7 protein-coding genes and 1 pseudogene are annotated in these 15,355 nt (G+C 63.4%); 7 read left to right on the top strand and 1 reads right to left on the bottom strand.

What is annotated here, in order from left to right:
* The first annotated feature begins 23 nt into the window (after positions 1–23).
* The gene (locus NIBR502772_RS07620) at positions 24–1,418 is read left to right on the top strand and encodes a GAF domain-containing protein (protein WP_246848729.1); all 1,395 of its coding nucleotides are present in this window, start codon (positions 24–26) and stop codon (positions 1,416–1,418) included.
* Between the two features lie 14 nt (positions 1,419–1,432).
* Here NIBR502772_RS07620 and NIBR502772_RS07615 read toward each other — a convergent pair.
* Positions 1,433–1,552 (bottom strand): annotated as a pseudogene (locus NIBR502772_RS07615) (VOC family protein); the annotation flags it as partial.
* Between the two features lie 565 nt (positions 1,553–2,117).
* Here NIBR502772_RS07615 and NIBR502772_RS07605 point away from each other — a divergent pair.
* From NIBR502772_RS07605 to drmB, 6 genes are all read left to right on the top strand, one after another.
* Complete coding sequence (locus NIBR502772_RS07605) at positions 2,118–3,230, top strand: DNA cytosine methyltransferase (protein ID WP_141139721.1); 1,113 nt, start codon at positions 2,118–2,120, stop codon at positions 3,228–3,230.
* A gap of 379 nt (positions 3,231–3,609) precedes the next feature.
* Positions 3,610–3,864: a very short patch repair endonuclease gene (locus NIBR502772_RS07600; RefSeq protein ID WP_246848728.1), complete on the top strand. Its 255-nt coding sequence runs from the start codon at positions 3,610–3,612 to the stop codon at positions 3,862–3,864.
* 68 nt (positions 3,865–3,932) lie between these two features.
* The gene (locus NIBR502772_RS07595) at positions 3,933–8,654 is read left to right on the top strand and encodes a sacsin N-terminal ATP-binding-like domain-containing protein (RefSeq protein WP_141139720.1); all 4,722 of its coding nucleotides are present in this window, start codon (positions 3,933–3,935) and stop codon (positions 8,652–8,654) included.
* On the top strand, positions 8,651–10,261 hold the full coding sequence (locus NIBR502772_RS07590; protein WP_141139719.1) for a nuclease-related domain-containing DEAD/DEAH box helicase: 1,611 nt from the start codon (positions 8,651–8,653) through the stop codon (positions 10,259–10,261). The genes NIBR502772_RS07595 and NIBR502772_RS07590 overlap by 4 nt, the downstream gene beginning before the upstream one ends.
* A complete protein-coding gene (locus tag NIBR502772_RS07585; protein WP_141141982.1) occupies positions 10,254–13,415 on the top strand; it encodes a helicase-related protein in 3,162 nt (1,053 codons plus the stop codon). Before NIBR502772_RS07590 ends, NIBR502772_RS07585 begins: the two co-directional genes overlap by 8 nt.
* Positions 13,412–15,238 (top strand): DUF1998 domain-containing protein, encoded by a 1,827-nt coding sequence (drmB, locus tag NIBR502772_RS07580; protein WP_141139718.1) that lies wholly within the window; start codon positions 13,412–13,414, stop codon positions 15,236–15,238. The genes NIBR502772_RS07585 and drmB overlap by 4 nt, the downstream gene beginning before the upstream one ends.
* Positions 15,239–15,355 lie beyond the last annotated feature (117 nt).

Here is a 15,355-nt window from a genome sequence, read left to right as displayed (position 1 = left end):
CCCTGCGATATGCTGGGACGGGCGTGAGCTGCATCACCATTGCAACGCAGTGGGGGTTTCAACCGCGTTACACGGGCACTGCCGGCAAGGACGCCGCCGGTGAGGAGGACACTGTTTTGGACTACGGCCTGAGGTTTTCGGACCCGGCGAAGTATTCGCGCGCCCTGCGCCGCGCCCACGAACTGGTCATCTCCGGCGTCCCGCGCCCGGAGATCCCCAACGACCTGGCGGATTCATGGCGCCGCTCCATGGCCCTGGGCATCAGCCCGGACCAGCACAGCCCGCGGCACCTGCACGACGCCGCCGACGTCCTGGAGCTGCGGCGGGAGCACCGGCTGCAGCAGGTCATGCCGGCGCTCCATGACCTGCTGGCCGACGATTCAACTTCCGGCCGGCACCTGCTGGTGCTCACCGACGCCCGCGGCGAGATCCTGTGGCGGGTGGGCAGCCAGGAGGTGCTGCGGCGGGCGGACCGACTGGAGTTCTCCGAAGGGGCCGACTGGTCCGAGGCCGGGATCGGCACCAACGCCATCAGCGAAGCACTGGTCACCGGCCGGCCGGTGCAGCTGTTCTCCGCCGAGCACCTGGTCCGCACGCACCATGAGTGGGCCTGCACGGCGGCGCCCATCACGGACCCGGCCACGGGCAGGCTGCTGGGCGTGCTCGACGTCTCCGGACCGCTGGACACCCTCAGCGCCGACACGCTGCGCATGGTGCGGTGCGCCGTCCGGGTGGCGGAGGCGCTGTTGGGAACGCCCGACGGCGGGACCTCCTTGGGTGCTTCAGCTCCAGCCCGTGCGTCCCGGCAGGCCGTCCACCGGCCGGTTGCGGCCGTTGAATCACTGGAGCTGCTCGGGGACAAGCCTGCCGCGGTGTTCCGGGACGGCAGCCGCGTGCCGCTGACGCTGCGCCGCGCGGAAATCCTGGCGCTGCTAGATTCACGGACCCAGGGCTGGACCGCCGAGGAACTCGCCTACGAGCTCTACGGCGATGCGGGCACCACGGCGGCCATCCGCACCGAGATGTTCCGGGTCCGCTCGATGCTGGGCGATGCCGTGGAGTCGAACCCCTACCGGTTCGTTGCCGGCCTGAGCGGACGTTCGGATTCGGGGCGGGTCCTGCGGCTGCTGCGCGAAGGACAGGTCGCAGAGGCGCTCGAGGCGTACCCGGCTCCCCTGCTCAGCCGATCAGGAGCCATGGCCGTTCAACTGCTTCGGGACCAGCTGGACCTTGCCCTGGGATCGGCCGTGCGGTCCAGCGGCGATGCCGGGCTCCTGGTGCGGTGGCTGTCCACGGATATGGGGGCTGCGGATTCGCAGGCGGTGGAGGCATTGGGACGGCTGGTGGGTCGCGGGGATGCGCGGTATTTGGCGTTCCGGGCTGGCACGAGCGAAACGGGGAGAAACTTGTTGGGTTAGCCCCGGCGGGCCGGTCAGGGGTCAAGCCGCCTGCGAAGGAGGCAGAACTCGTTGCCTTCAGGGTCAGCCAGGACGTGCCACTGCTCGCTGCCTGTCTGCCCGATGTCGGCCGGGCGGGCCCCAAGGGCAACCACGCCTAACTGCGAAGGGCCGGTTTAGCAGACGTGAGCGTAGTGCAGCAGCCGGTCAACGGTGGCTATGGCGAGGGTTTTGGCATGAGCTCGTCGAAGCCGGTGCGGTGGAGGTTAGAGCCGATCGCAAGGGGCGTTTCTCGTAGGCTGCCTCCACGACCCGGCGGAGGCCTTCGGCGGCGTCCGTGCCACGGGCAACAGGCCAATATCGTCGATGACGACGATCCCGGCGCAGGTGACGCTGTCGTCGGTGCGGTGGGCGCTGATGAAGACTCCAAGGTTTTAGAGTCTGAACCAGCCGACCTGTATCCGGGCTCCGACGGCTTGCTGGCCGACGGCTTCGAGGACGAACGTCTTGCCGGTCCGGAGGGTCCGCAGAGGAGGTTTTCCCGGCGGGTGATCCATCCCAGAGTCGGCAGGGCTTGCTGGAGGCACACTGAAGTCACGCACGCTACCATCATCACCGTAGGTCACTGCATCATAGGCCCGGACAATAATTGCTCATGATGGGTGAGAACGCCGGGCATCTGGTCCGTCGGTGACCTGTCGACCGATAAGATCGTGTCCCATGACCTTCGTGCAATCGGACCAATCTCCTTCTGACGCTCAAATGGTGGATCTCTTCGCCGGTCCTGGTGGATTGGATGTCGCTGCACGCTGGCTGGGATTGTCCGCGGCCGGTATCGAGTGGGACGAAAATGCCTGCGCAACCAGACGGACTGCCGGGCTGGAAACCGTGCAGGGTGACGTACGCGAGCACGGTCCGGCCGAGTTTCCTTATGCGACGATCCTCACAGGGGGGCCTCCGTGTCAGACCTATACCGTTGCCGGGGCAGGTGCCGGTCGCAAGGCACTGGACCAGGTCCTGTCTTTCATTGCGCGCATGGTCGGTGGCGACGACGTCACCACCGAGCTAGCCGCTTTGGATGATGAACGAACCGGGCTGGTCCTGCAGCCGCTGCGATGGGCGCTGGAGGCCCATCAGGCAGGGAACGCCTACGAGGTGATCGTCTTAGAGCAGGTGCCGGCGGTCCTGCCCGTGTGGGAGGCCATGGCGAATGTTCTGGAACCACTCGGTTACGAGACCGTTACCGGCATACTCCATGCAGAGGAGTACGGGGTTCCGCAGACCCGCCGCCGCGCGATCCTAATAGCGAACCGGAACCGCACCCCCGTACTACCTGCCCCAACGCACCACAGGTTCAGGAAAAAAGACATGAAAGTCTCCACAGACCGATCTGCGTTGCTGCCATACCAGAGCATTGGCGAGACCCTGGACCGGGTAGAGCCCTTCGTAATGGTCTCCAATTATGGAACCGGCGGTGACCCGAAGGCCCGCGGTCGGCGCACTTCCAAGGAACCGGCTTTCACGGTTACGGGGAAAGTCTCCCGGAATCGCCTGTTCTCAGACAGGGGTGAACTCGATCGCCTCAAAGTTTCAGAGGCGGGCCGGCTCCAGACGTTCCCCGCTGACTACCCGTGGTCGGGCAAGGATGTTTCCCAACAGGTCGGTAACGCCATTCCGCCGCGTCTCGCGGCTCACGTCCTGGCTGCAGCTCTTGGTCGAGAACTCGCCCCGGATTTCCTCGACACGATGATAAGAACACGATGGATCGACACCGACAACCTAGTCATGAACATCAGCGATGGCGCACCTAGCCTCGTGTCGTCACAGCTCTGAGTTTCCCCTCAGTGTAAGGATCCCCTTTCCGGAGGTGTTTCTCGGATCTCGCCCATCCTAATTCGCCGAAACCAGAGACGGTCGCTGGTGACTACGTCGAGAATCAAAACCAGTAGGGACCGACGGCGCTGGACGTGATGATATGAACCTTGGACGGAAGAGGACAGAGGGTGGCGGGAAGAACCTGATCCCATGAGCGGCGATCCGAGCGGTGTTGCGGTTGTCTCTTATTCGGTCGGTGTCCAGACGTCGACGCAGCGCCGAAGGAATCGGGAGTCGCGGTTGTGGAAGTCCGTGTTCGCTCGGGGGTTGCGCTATGAGGCCAGTGCCCCACTACCCGGGATGACCCGTCGTCGTGCGGATGTACTTCCGGAGACACGTGGCGGTGTTCGTCGACGGCTGTTTCTGGCAGTCATGCCCTCTCGCCGGGACAGTGCCGCGGATCAACCATGACCGGTGGGTCGCGAAGCTCGGGAAGAATGTGTCTGGGGACCGCGGGACCGACAGCCATCTGCTGGCCATTGAGCGGGCGGTCCTGCGCTTCTGCGAGCAAGAGAACATGAACTCAGCGGCAGAGGCCATCGAGCCGGTCCTCCGCACGGGTGAGCAGCGAAGCGCCACGAGGCGCGCGTAAGAGGTGTTTTCTTGAAAGCTTGTCGACCTCGTTAGGATCGAGGAATCGGCTTGGGGAAGGAAACAGCAATGACGCACGATTTCTTATGGAGCGAGCCAGATCAAGTGCTCCTGGACTTCCTGGAGACATGGCGCTCGGTGGTCCCGCGGATCTACCGGGAAGATCCGAAGATGCTCGAGGAGCATGTGGGGCAGGAGAACTCGTTCCGTACGAGTGGCTACTCACGTCGTCAGATCACCGAACTGGTCCAGAACGCGGCCGACGCGATTCTCAGATCGGGAAAAACGGGAAGAATCAAGCTCATCCTGACTGATCGCTACCTCTACTGCGCGAACGACGGTAAGGAGTTCGACAAGGCGGGAATTGATGCGATTACTCATGCCTACCTCAGCGATAAGAGAGGCGAAGAGATTGGTAGATATGGCCTCGGCTTTAAGTCCGTCCTAGCCGTAACCGACAACCCGCAGGTCTTCAGCCGTTCGGTCAGCTTCCACTTTGGGGCACCGGAGGCTCGTGCGATTCTGGCTGGGGTTGGCGCGTGCGAGAAGGACCCGCCGATACTCCGCCTGCCCACGGCCCTGAATGCGGTGGAGGCGATCGACGACGACGTCATATTGCAGGAGCTTACGGAATGGGCGAGCACGGTTGTGCGACTTCCGCTACAGCAGCATGTGGACCTGGAGGCACAACTCCTCGGTTTCCAGACTCAGTTTCTGATCTTCACACCCCACGTCGAGGAACTGTCTATCGCCATAAGACGTGATGGCGCCGACCAGGATGTCCAGCACTTGTGCCGATCATCGGGGCAATCGGTTTATGAACTGACGGGGCCCCGACTCGGTACCCAGAAATGGGCGATTTTCAAGAGAGAGCACCAACCGTCATTGGCGGCACGACGAGAGGTCGACGATGCAATTGCCCGGAAATCGATCCTCGTCACCTGCGCCATGCCCCTGGACGCGCAAGGCAAAGAAGGCGAGTTCTGGGCCAACTTCCCCCTCTCCGAACGGACCTCCGCCGTAGGGATCTTCAACGCTCCCTGGGCGCTCAGTGAGGATCGCAGTCACATCCTGACCGAGAAGAAGTACAACGCCGAAATTTTCGAAACCCTGGCTCAACTGTTCGTCGATTCCCTGCCAAACCTCCGGACACAGGAACAACCCGCGCGGCATCTTCGCTACCTCCCCAGTCGACCTCAGGAGTCCTACTCCCCAGCGGATAAGGCCTTAATCTCACACATCCATCGCAAAGCCTCGGAAGCGGCTCTCATCCCCGACTCCACCGGCCGGCTACGCCACGGATCCGAGATCATCGCATTGGACTATGCTGTCGTTCTCCCAGCGGGGGCCATGGCCGAGTGGGCTGCTGCTCCTCATACTCCTGAGAATGTGCCGCATGTGTCGTGTTATCAGGATGAGAAAAGCGGGGCTATCCGGGTACGCCTGCGGGACATGCATCGAAGAGCGTTCGCTGATGCCCCGGCCCTTCTCCAAAGAGATCTTCCCGCGTCGAACAATGAGCTCGATGCGTCAAAGTGGTTGAGCATGCTCGGCGATGTCGACAATGTGAGGTATTCGAGAACGGCGCTGGAGATCGTTTCGGGTATCGGCTCGGACACCATTCGTGGGATTGTGGCCTCCGCTCGGATCGTGCCCACGGACAGAGGTCGGCGGGTTGCTCTCAAGGAGCATGGGCAGGTTCATCTTCCTCCTGAGGGCGGCGCCGAGGTGTCGGGGTATGAACTGGTGGTGGATGACATCGTCGCGAGTGCGGTCTGTCGTAGGGTCTTAGGGCAGTTCGGGTTCAAGACGTTGGATGCGGAGCTCGTTTTCGCGTCCACGCTCTCGACTATGGGGCTTGAGTCGACGGATGGTCAGTGGGAGGAGTTGTGGGACTTGTCGCTGAATCTGGAGCCGCGCCGGTTGGTGCTGCAGTTGGAGCAGTGGCGGCGTGAGGGCAACATCGTCAAGGTCAGGACGAAGGCCTCGACATGGCGCGATAGCGAGGAAGTCTTCGCGCTTCAAAGCCCTGCCGTAAACCTTCCCTGGCCGGATCGTGTGCTGGCGGCTAACTTCGCCACCCAGGACGTCATCAAGGTGCTGGGGATTGTGACGGGTTTCTCGGCCCGGTACCCGGTGATCGAGGAACCCGAGTTCGCGCAGTATCGTGCCTGGGCGGTGGACGAAGTTCGGAAGGCGCAGGTCGAGGATAGGGATTCAGCGCCCCAGGAGTGGTATTTCGCGGAGGAACGAGGCGCAGGCCCCATAGGTCTGCTTCATAACCTGTCCGCCCTTGGCTCCAGCCTGACCGATGACCTGGTGAAGATCACCGAAGCCCTGCTCCGGGTGAATGCGACCCGAGAATGGACCCTATACAGCCCTGATGGGTTAGAGACCTTCTCAGTGACAGCCCCGCACCTGTGGGCTGCGCGGGCGTGGGGACTGGCGGACACCTTGCTCGGGGTTGTCGTACCCGCAGCACGCTTGGTGTCACCTGTCCTGCAACCGTTCTTCCCCTGGGTTCCTCTACCCAAGAACTCACACTTCGGGATCCTGCCGTTGCCCGAATCCATCGAGGACGTCGACATCGACATCCTTGTGGAAGGTATGAGAGCGGGCCGGGGCATGCAGGCCACTGGCGCCCTGACCAGTTCTCTCCTGACCTTACTGTCCGCGGTCCTACCGAGGATCCGCGGGGAACAGCGGTGGACAGGTGAGCTCCCGGCCGTACTGGGCCAGGTGATCGATCTGGTCCCGGCACGGCAGATCTTCATCGCATCCGATCAAGAGCAGGTCAACGTCCTGCGGCGATCGAAGAACCCCTACCTCTTCGTAGAGGACGAGACCCTCCGCGACGTCCTCTTCGAGCACGCGGACTTTCAGGATGCCGCAAGCGCCATCCGGTTCGAGGTGATCGCGCAGCAGCCAGCTGAGGCGGTGTTGCTCACGGACTGTGTGCCGACGTTGCAGGGTTTGTTGGACCGGAAGGATCGGCGGCTCACGATCACGGAGTGCGCTGGGATCGTGGCGCGTCATATGACGCCGACCGGTGCGCAGGAGCAGCTCCTGGGGCGGGTGCTTCATGACGGGACGATTTACGTGACCGGTGATCCTTCCGACAGGAGGGGTGTTCATGACCTGTTGACCTGGATAAATCAGGAAGTCGGTCTGGGGCTCAGTGCCGCGGATATCGACGGTGTGGTGCAGGCGCTCGCTGCTGCTGATGCGAATGAGGTGCGAGAACGTTGTCGTGCCGCGGTGTCGAACGAGGACCGGTTGAGGGTGTTGGCGTCGCCGCAGCAGTTGGATGCGAAGCTCCCGGATGGTCTGACGGGGACCCTCGGTGCGATGGGGACCGACGTGCGAGCGCAGGACATGGCGCGGTTGTTCCTCGATTCGTACGGTACAGACAGTTTGAGCTATATCACCGATGAGTTGAGGGCCCTGGGACTGACGCCTCCTGAGAAGTGGGGTGGGTTGGGGCCAGCGCGTCGGTTCGTCACGGATTTGGGATTCACCCCGGATTTCGCGGGGACGTCCAAACCCTCGCGGCCGGCGGCGGAGACCGTAATGGGTAAGCCGGGCCTCGGTGCGTTGCACGATTATCAGAAAGAAGCTTTGCAGCAGCTGCGGTTCTGTCTGCGGTCGAATCCCGGCCACGCCGATAAGGCTTTGTTGGAGTTGCCGACCGGTGCGGGCAAGACCCGGGTGGCTGTGGAGTCGTTGGTCATGGCGTTCTTGAACAACGATTTCGCGGCTGTTGGTCCTGTGTTGTGGATCGCACAGTCGGAGGAGCTGTGTGAGCAGGCGATCACGACGTGGAGCGAGGTGTGGCGGGAACTCTCCGACGAGAGGTCGTTGAGTATTAACCGGTTCTTCGGGACGCACCGGCCACAGGCACCCGAGTTGGAGTTGAGCGTGGTCGTGGCGACCGACGCAATGCTTTACGAGCACATCGACGATGATTCCTACGACTGGATCTATGCTCCTGTCGCCGTGATCGTCGACGAGGCACATCGGGCGGCGGACAACAAGACGTACAGGAGGCTCTTCCAACGTCTGGGAGTGGATCTCGGGAACCGTGAGCGCCCTCTGATCGGCCTGTCGGCCACTCCTTACCGAGGAAGGAACGCCGAGGCGACGGCTCTGCTGGCCAGACGGTTCGGTAACAACCTCGTGCAGACATTGGGCCCCGATCCGATCAAGGAACTCCAGGATCGCGAGGTTCTGGCACGAATCGATCATCAGGTCCTTCCGGGTACCCGGTTGACCCTTGGTGATTCGGAGAGGAATCGCAACAACCTGTCCCAGGACACGTTGGACAAGGTGGGTGCGGACCGGGAGCGGACCAAGGGCATCGTCAAGCACATTCTGGCATTACCCGAGGACTGGCAGGTCCTGGTGTTCATGCCCTCGGTGCTCTCGGCCCAAGTCCTGGCAACGATCTTGAAAAACGAGGGCGTCCAGGCCGCGTCGGTGAGCGGCCGGAGCTCGCGTGGTGAACGCTCGAAGGTGATCTCCGACTTCAAGCGCGGATCCCTCCAGGTCCTGGTCAACTGTGACCTGTTGACGCAAGGCTTTGACGCACCGCAGATCCAAGCCCTCTACGTCGCCCGACCGACGTTGAGCGAGAGCCAGTACGTGCAGATGGTCGGTCGTGGACTACGCGGACCCAAAAACCGTGGATCCGAACGGTGCCTAGTGGTGAACCTCGAGGACACCATCGAGAACGTCGACGTGGACTTGGCATACCGAGGATTCACCCAGTACTGGGGGGTTGAGGTCTCATGAGGTTGATCCCACCAACCGAGTACATCGACGCCCATAGCCGCGCCGAACGCAAGGTCGCCGAATTACTCACAGCGATCCGCTCCGATGACGGCGTGGCCTACCACTCGGTCCACCTCCCAAGGCACCGCAAACAGGTGATGGGCGAGGCGGACTTCGTGGTCCTGTGGAAGGGGGCGATCCTCGTCCTGGAGGTCAAAGGAGGGCGGACTGGACGGACCGAGGACGGTGTCTGGTACTCCATAGACCGTCAAGGCACCCACCATCCCCTACGACGCAGCCCCTGGGTGCAGGCCAAGGACGCCGCGTTCGCCCTCCTGGACATCCTCACCAGGCACTCGGACGAGGGCGGATGGCCGTTCGCTTACGCCGTGGTGACCCCCGACCAGAACCTGCCCCCGGACACGGAATGGGTCCCGCAACAACACATCGGGTTGGACAGGATGACCCCGACGGGACTTGAGCGCAGCCTAGACGCGCTGGCCCGCTTGGCCCGCACACCACCCGATGACCCCGAGCACCCCAGACGCCAGGCCCTGCGACCAATGGGGAACCTCTCAAGGGTCGTCACCCACCTGCGCCGCGAGGTCGACGCCATGCGCACCGTCCCGGACACCGAGATGCTCATCGACCAGAACATCGTCACCATGACCGACGAACAGGTCGACGCCATGCGGGCCTTCGAACGCAACCGACGGGTCCTGGTCCTGGGCGGGGCCGGGACGGGCAAGACCGTCGTCGCGATCGAAGCGGCACGACGGGCGGTCGCAGACGGCAGCTCGGTGGCCTTCGTCTGCGGCTCACCCGGCATCATCAAGTTCGCCTCTGAGCTGTTGGACGACAGTCCTGTCCAGGTGGTGCCCTTCGATGCGATCCCCGACACCCCCGTCTTCGACGTCGTCGTCGTCGACGAAGCCCAGGACCTACTGAATCTGGAGGATATGAGCCGGCTCTCCGAATCCCTGCGCGGCGGGTTGCAGGAGGGCCGGTGGTGGATTTTCCTGGACCCCAACAACCAAACCCACCTCAACGGGGTCTTCGACGAAGGCGTGTACCAGGAGATCCAGGCCGGTGCGATCATCGTCGACCTGACCAGGAACGTCAGGAACGCCCGCACCGTCGTGACCGCGGTGCAGTCCCATCTCGGGGTGGACCTGGGAAGCCCCCGCATCGGGGAAGGGCCTGATGCGTCGATCGTGCAGGCCCGCACCTCTGACGAAGCCCACCGTCTCCTGGACGGGCGCTTAACCACCCTCCGGGACAAAGGTGTTGCCCGGAGGAAGATCACCATCATCAGCGCCGCCACCGACCCCTCAACGTCGATTCTTACCGTCGAGGGCCGAATGCCGGCCGCCTACACCGCTGGCAACCAGTCCTACGAGGTGGTCACCGCAGCCGACATCAAAGGCCTCGAACGCGAACACGTCATCGTCGTGGACGTCGAGGACCTAGACACAACCGGGGGTAGGGCTGGCTCCTACGTCGCGATGACCCGCCCCAGGTACTCCCTCTACGTCATCAGCTCCCCCGGCGCGTACCAGATCATGGGACGGAACGCGCTCCAGTACCTCCAGCAACAAGTAGGAAAGGCCGGTGCCCACAATGCATGAAGCCCTCGGACGCCAACAACGCGTCGTCGAGCACCTCGAACAGCACTACCTCGGCCCGATCGACGGACCGGAGGAACTGCTCAGGAACAAACCGAACGCCACCTACCTCGTCGGAGTCCTCTACCCCGTCGGCATCGGCATCGGCATCGGCACCGGAACCGAGGACGAGGAGGAGAAGGTACAACTCGCTGTGGAGGCGACCACCGCCGAGGACAGCACCGACGGCACCGAGGAACCTTCCATCGACATGGCGAACGCCTACCAGCCCTCCTCCAGCGCCCTGTCATTCATCCACGACGGAGACTCCGTGGACATCGACCTGGGATACGCCACCTACACCGAGGAGAGGACCGACACCCACACCGCCTGGCGGCGTCACGGCCACCACCTCACCGGCATCCGCTGGGAGCAAGGAACCGTCTCGGGGGGCCCTGGGGACGGGCGCGTGGCCCTGGACGTACGATGCCGACCGTTCGGCCAGAACAGTTCACTGGTCACTGTGGCCATCAGCAACACCCGCGAAGCCCCGAAGAACGACGAAGGAGTAGGACAGCTCCACACCGAGGACGCCCTTTACCAGGTCGGTATGACCGTGCGCTCCGTCGGGGGCCGGATCCTGCCCTACCGGTCGGTCGAAGACCTCAGACTGGATTCAGAACAAGAAGAACTGGCGGTACGTTACCGACATCGACAGGTTTTCGCAGTCGGCCACGGCACCTCGGTGCGCTGGGATCAGGACGACACCGGCGGGTGCGCCTCCGTGTCCCTGGACCCATTACCGCGCTACACTGTCCCGACCGTTGAGGCCAAGAAGAGTACCGCCGACATCTTACGGCTGGGCCGTCTTACCTGGATCCAGGACGACACCGCGAACGTCCTAACCGAACTTCGGACCTTCGTCGACGACTACCGACACTGGACCCAGGAACAACAGGACCAGGCACAAGGGCTCCCCGACCACCACCGTCCGGCGGCCGGTCGGATCACCGACCGACAGAGCGACGCCGTTGAGCGCATGCACGAAGGCATCACCCTGCTCGAGGAATCCTCAAGCGCCAGGGATGCCTTCCGTCTGGCCATGGCCGCCATGCACGAGCAGATGCTCCAATCGAATCGCACGAAAGCCACCGGGGCTGAGGAAGACACACCGCGGCGCGAACCGACGTGGCGGCCGTTCCAGTTGGGGTTCATCCTCGTCGCCCTCACCAGCACCGCGGTTGCCGACCACCGGGACCGGGACCTCGTGGACCTGATCTGGTTCCCCACCGGTGGAGGCAAGACCGAGGCCTACCTCGGGTTGGCGGCCTTCGAAATCTTCCGGCGCCGCATCGAGCACGGGATCAGAGGAGGCGGTACAGCCGTCATCACCCGCTACACCCTGCGCCTGCTCACGACACAACAATTCCAACGCGCCGCGACCCTCGTGTGCGCCATGGAACGCCTCCGGGTGACCGATCCACTTGCCCGGGGCATGGCACCGTTCACCATCGGCCTCTGGGTCGGTAACGCCACCACCCCCGGCACGCAGAAAGAGGCGATCAACCGCTTGGAGGCCACCAGGCGACGGGAAATCCCCGACAACCCCTTCCAGCTCACCGAATGCCCCTGGTGTGGGCACCGCATGATGCCTGCGACCAGATCCGAGAACGCCGAGGCCTACGGGGCAGACCACTCCGCCGGAGACATCTGGCTCCGCTGCCCGGACCGAACCTGCCGCTTCCACGACCGGCTTCCCGTCGAGGTCGTCGACGAGAGGATCTACAAGTACCCGCCCACTATCCTGTTGGCGACCGTCGACAAGTTCGCGCGACTGCCCTTCAAGCAGGAGGCGGGGGTCCTCCTCGGCGCTGGCGCCGGGGCGAACGAACCGCCGTCGCTTATCCTCCAGGACGAGATGCATCTACTCTCCGGCCCCCTGGGCACCACGGTCGCGATCTATGACGCTGCCGTCCTGGGCATCATCGGGGAAGTCGGCGGGCGCCCGAAAATCGTCGCCTCCACCGCGACAATTCGTTCCGCCGATGATCAGGTCAAGGGCCTCATGGCCCGGAAGGTCCAACTGTTCCCACCCTCAGGGCTCAACGAGGAAGACAGCTACTTCGCCCGCCCCACGGAGGACCCCAACGCCCCCGGCAGGATTTACATCGGGCTCATGCCTCAGGCCTTTACTCAATCCACCTCCGTGGTGCGTGCGATGGTCGCCATGCTCGAAGCACCCGCCCGGGCCGCACAAGGACCCCAAGATGTGAGGGGCACCGACGCCTACTGGACGGCCGTGGCCTACCACAACAGCCTGCGCGAACTCGGGCGTACCGTCACCCTCATCCGCGACGACGTTAACAGTCTGCTCGCCACCCGGCGTGGACCCGAAGGCCGCACACGTCAGATCCGTGGTGACGGGATGGTGGAGCTGACCAGCCGCGTGGATGCCGAGGACCTTCCCAAGGCCCTGCAACGACTCGGACGCGGCCTCGACGAAGGTGACGCTGTGGACGTTGTCGCCTGCACGAACATGCTCTCGGTCGGTATCGACATCCCACGGCTGGCCCTTATGCTCATGAACGGTCAACCCAAGACCACCTCTGAGTACATCCAGGCCACCAGTCGCGTCGGACGCGGCGATGTCCCGGGTGTCATCGTCACGCTGTACCGCGCGACCCGCCCCCGCGATCGCTCCCACTACGAATCGTTCCTCGGCTACCACCAGGCGCTCTACCGCAGTGTGGAACCGACCAGTGTGACCCCATGGTCCACCGCGTCCAGGCACCGCTCCTTGGCAGCAGTCTTGGTGACCATGGTCAGGCACCTGAGCTCATGGCGCGAGGACTCCCAGGCAGTACTCTTCCGAGCCGACTCCAACGTGGTGCGTAACGTCCGGGAGACGATTCTGGAGGTCGTGGAACGTTCGGACCCCGACGAGTACCAGGCTACAGAAGAGCATCTCGACCGGTTAATCGACCAATGGCGCATCCGTACGTCACCGGACCCCGATACCGGAGTATCGACGCTGCGGTACCAGCCCCTACGGGCACAACACGACGAGCCAGCTCTGATGCGCGCCTTCGACGAGGACCGAGAAGGATGGGCGGTCATGAACTCGATGCGTAGCGTCGATTTGAACATCAACATGAAGATCATCGGGGAAAAGGCATGAATCCCAAAGCCACGGCAGGGCAGGGCAACACACCGCAGATGCGTCAGCTCAGACTGCAGGAGACCATATACCCGTTCGGGGTCGGCGCCATCGTCGACATCAAGAGCGAATCGTTCATCGGCATGGACACAGCCACGTGGAACGAGAAGACTTGCGAGCCCTTGTCCTGCCCGCCGCTGGAACGGGCATTGGGGGTCCTGCAGCTGCGTCGCCCCCCGACCGCCGGAGAATTCAGCCGCAACCCGAGCTTCGCCCTGCCCTACCGACGCTTCCCGAAATGGCGTTTCTGCCAGGACTGTACCCTGATGTCCGACCGGGTCCATCACAAGAACGGCGCCAGTACCAACAACTGCTCCCGCTGCTCAGGACCGATGGTCCCGATGCGTTTCATCGCCGTCTGCAAAGCCGGAGGCCACATTCAGGACGTCGATTGGCGGCGGTGGTCCCATTTCCAGTCCTCCAACGACGAGCAACACCAGTGCAGGGACTTCGAGCACCTGGAACTGCGGACCACCCCGGGAGCAGGCGAAGGACTGCGCTCGCTGCGAGTCATATGTCGCTCCTGTGACTCAGCGAGGAACCTCGGGTCGCTGGGTCGGGAGACATCTTTAGCCGAGGAAGGGTACAAGTGCTGGGGCCGGCAGCCGTGGGAGCCGCAGGACACCACCAAGGAGTGCACCAGTGAACTGCGGGTCGTTCAACGAGGGTCCACCAGCGTCTACCAGGCAGAAACAGCGTCGGCGATCGACATCCCGGAAGTGGAATCGGCTACACAAGCCCTGCGTAACAGCGTTCTCCAGAACGACATGTTCAAGGGCGTCTTCGGGCAGCAGCAGGGCCCGCTGTTCGATCTTGCGGTTCCGCTCATCGCAACCCAGACCGGAGCCCCGGAGCACATGGTCCGCCGACTATTGACGACCGACCCCGCCTCAGACACCTCACACCTGCAGAGCACCCTCCACTCAGGAGAATGGGCGGCGTTCGACAGGGTCCTGGCCGGGGACGCGGATGTGACGAATCCCGACTTCGACGTGCACCCTTCCGACTACCCCCGAGAACCAGGCGTACTGCCGGCGCTGGCCGGACTGGTCTCGGACGTCGGGCTGGTCCGTCGACTGCGGGAGGTCCGAGCCCTGCGGGGTTTCCGCCGCTACGAGCAGGAGGACTTCACCCGTGTAGACCTCGGAAGTATCGACGGCCTCAAGTGGTACCCGGCCATCGAACAGTTCGGAGAGGGAATCTTCCTACGCTTCGACGAAGAGGCCCTGCGCACCTGGGAGGCCGAGCCCTCCGTCCAGCGGCGGACACGGCACTGGATTGATCGAGGGGCGAAGCTTGCGAACCGTAGAGTTGTCATCTCCGATCTCCACCCCCGCTACGTGCTCCTGCACACCCTGGCACACCTGTTAATGCGCCGATTGGAGTTCCAAAGCGGGTACTCCGCGTCGTCCCTGTCCGAACGTATTTACGCTTCAAACGATGGCCCGGACCCGCAGGGCGGTTTGTTGATCTACACCAGCAGTGGGGACGCCCAGGGCACCCTCGGTGGACTTGTCCGTTTGGGCGAGGCCCGGTACTTCTCCCGGCTGCTCCTGGGTGCGGTGGAGGACGCAGACCGGTGCTCCAACAACCCCGTATGCGCCGAGAGTCGGGGACAAGGTATGAACAGCCTCAACCTGGCCGCCTGCCACGCATGCAGCCTTACCTCCGAAACCTCCTGCGAGCGCAACAACATCTATTTGGATCGTAAGCTCCTGGTGGGGGATGAGTCCGTGCCCGGCTTTTTCCGCACGGTCCTGATGGATGCCCGGGCGAGCATCTAGGTTGTACTCCGGAGGGATGGGGTGGGGAACTTTGGTGGGTCGGTCCGCCTCCCAACGCTCCGGTACTGCGAGGACCTCGGGGTTGGTGGGATCCCCAATCAAGTGATGCTCCTATTG

The organism is Pseudarthrobacter sp. NIBRBAC000502772, from assembly GCF_006517235.1.
Classification (GTDB): domain Bacteria; phylum Actinomycetota; class Actinomycetes; order Actinomycetales; family Micrococcaceae; genus Arthrobacter.
This window is presented reverse-complemented; position numbering and strand designations above follow the sequence as displayed.

What these genes read in the sequence shown, in the direction of transcription:
- NIBR502772_RS07605 (WP_141139721.1), top strand. Translation starts at nt 2,118, where the DNA reads ATGACCTTCGTGCAATCGGACCAATCTCCTTCTGACGCTCAAATGGTG.
- NIBR502772_RS07595 (WP_141139720.1), top strand. Translation starts at nt 3,933, where the DNA reads ATGACGCACGATTTCTTATGGAGCGAGCCAGATCAAGTGCTCCTGGAC.
- NIBR502772_RS07590 (WP_141139719.1), top strand. Translation starts at nt 8,651, where the DNA reads ATGAGGTTGATCCCACCAACCGAGTACATCGACGCCCATAGCCGCGCC.
- NIBR502772_RS07585 (WP_141141982.1), top strand. Translation starts at nt 10,254, where the DNA reads ATGCATGAAGCCCTCGGACGCCAACAACGCGTCGTCGAGCACCTCGAA.
- drmB (WP_141139718.1), top strand. Translation starts at nt 13,412, where the DNA reads ATGAATCCCAAAGCCACGGCAGGGCAGGGCAACACACCGCAGATGCGT.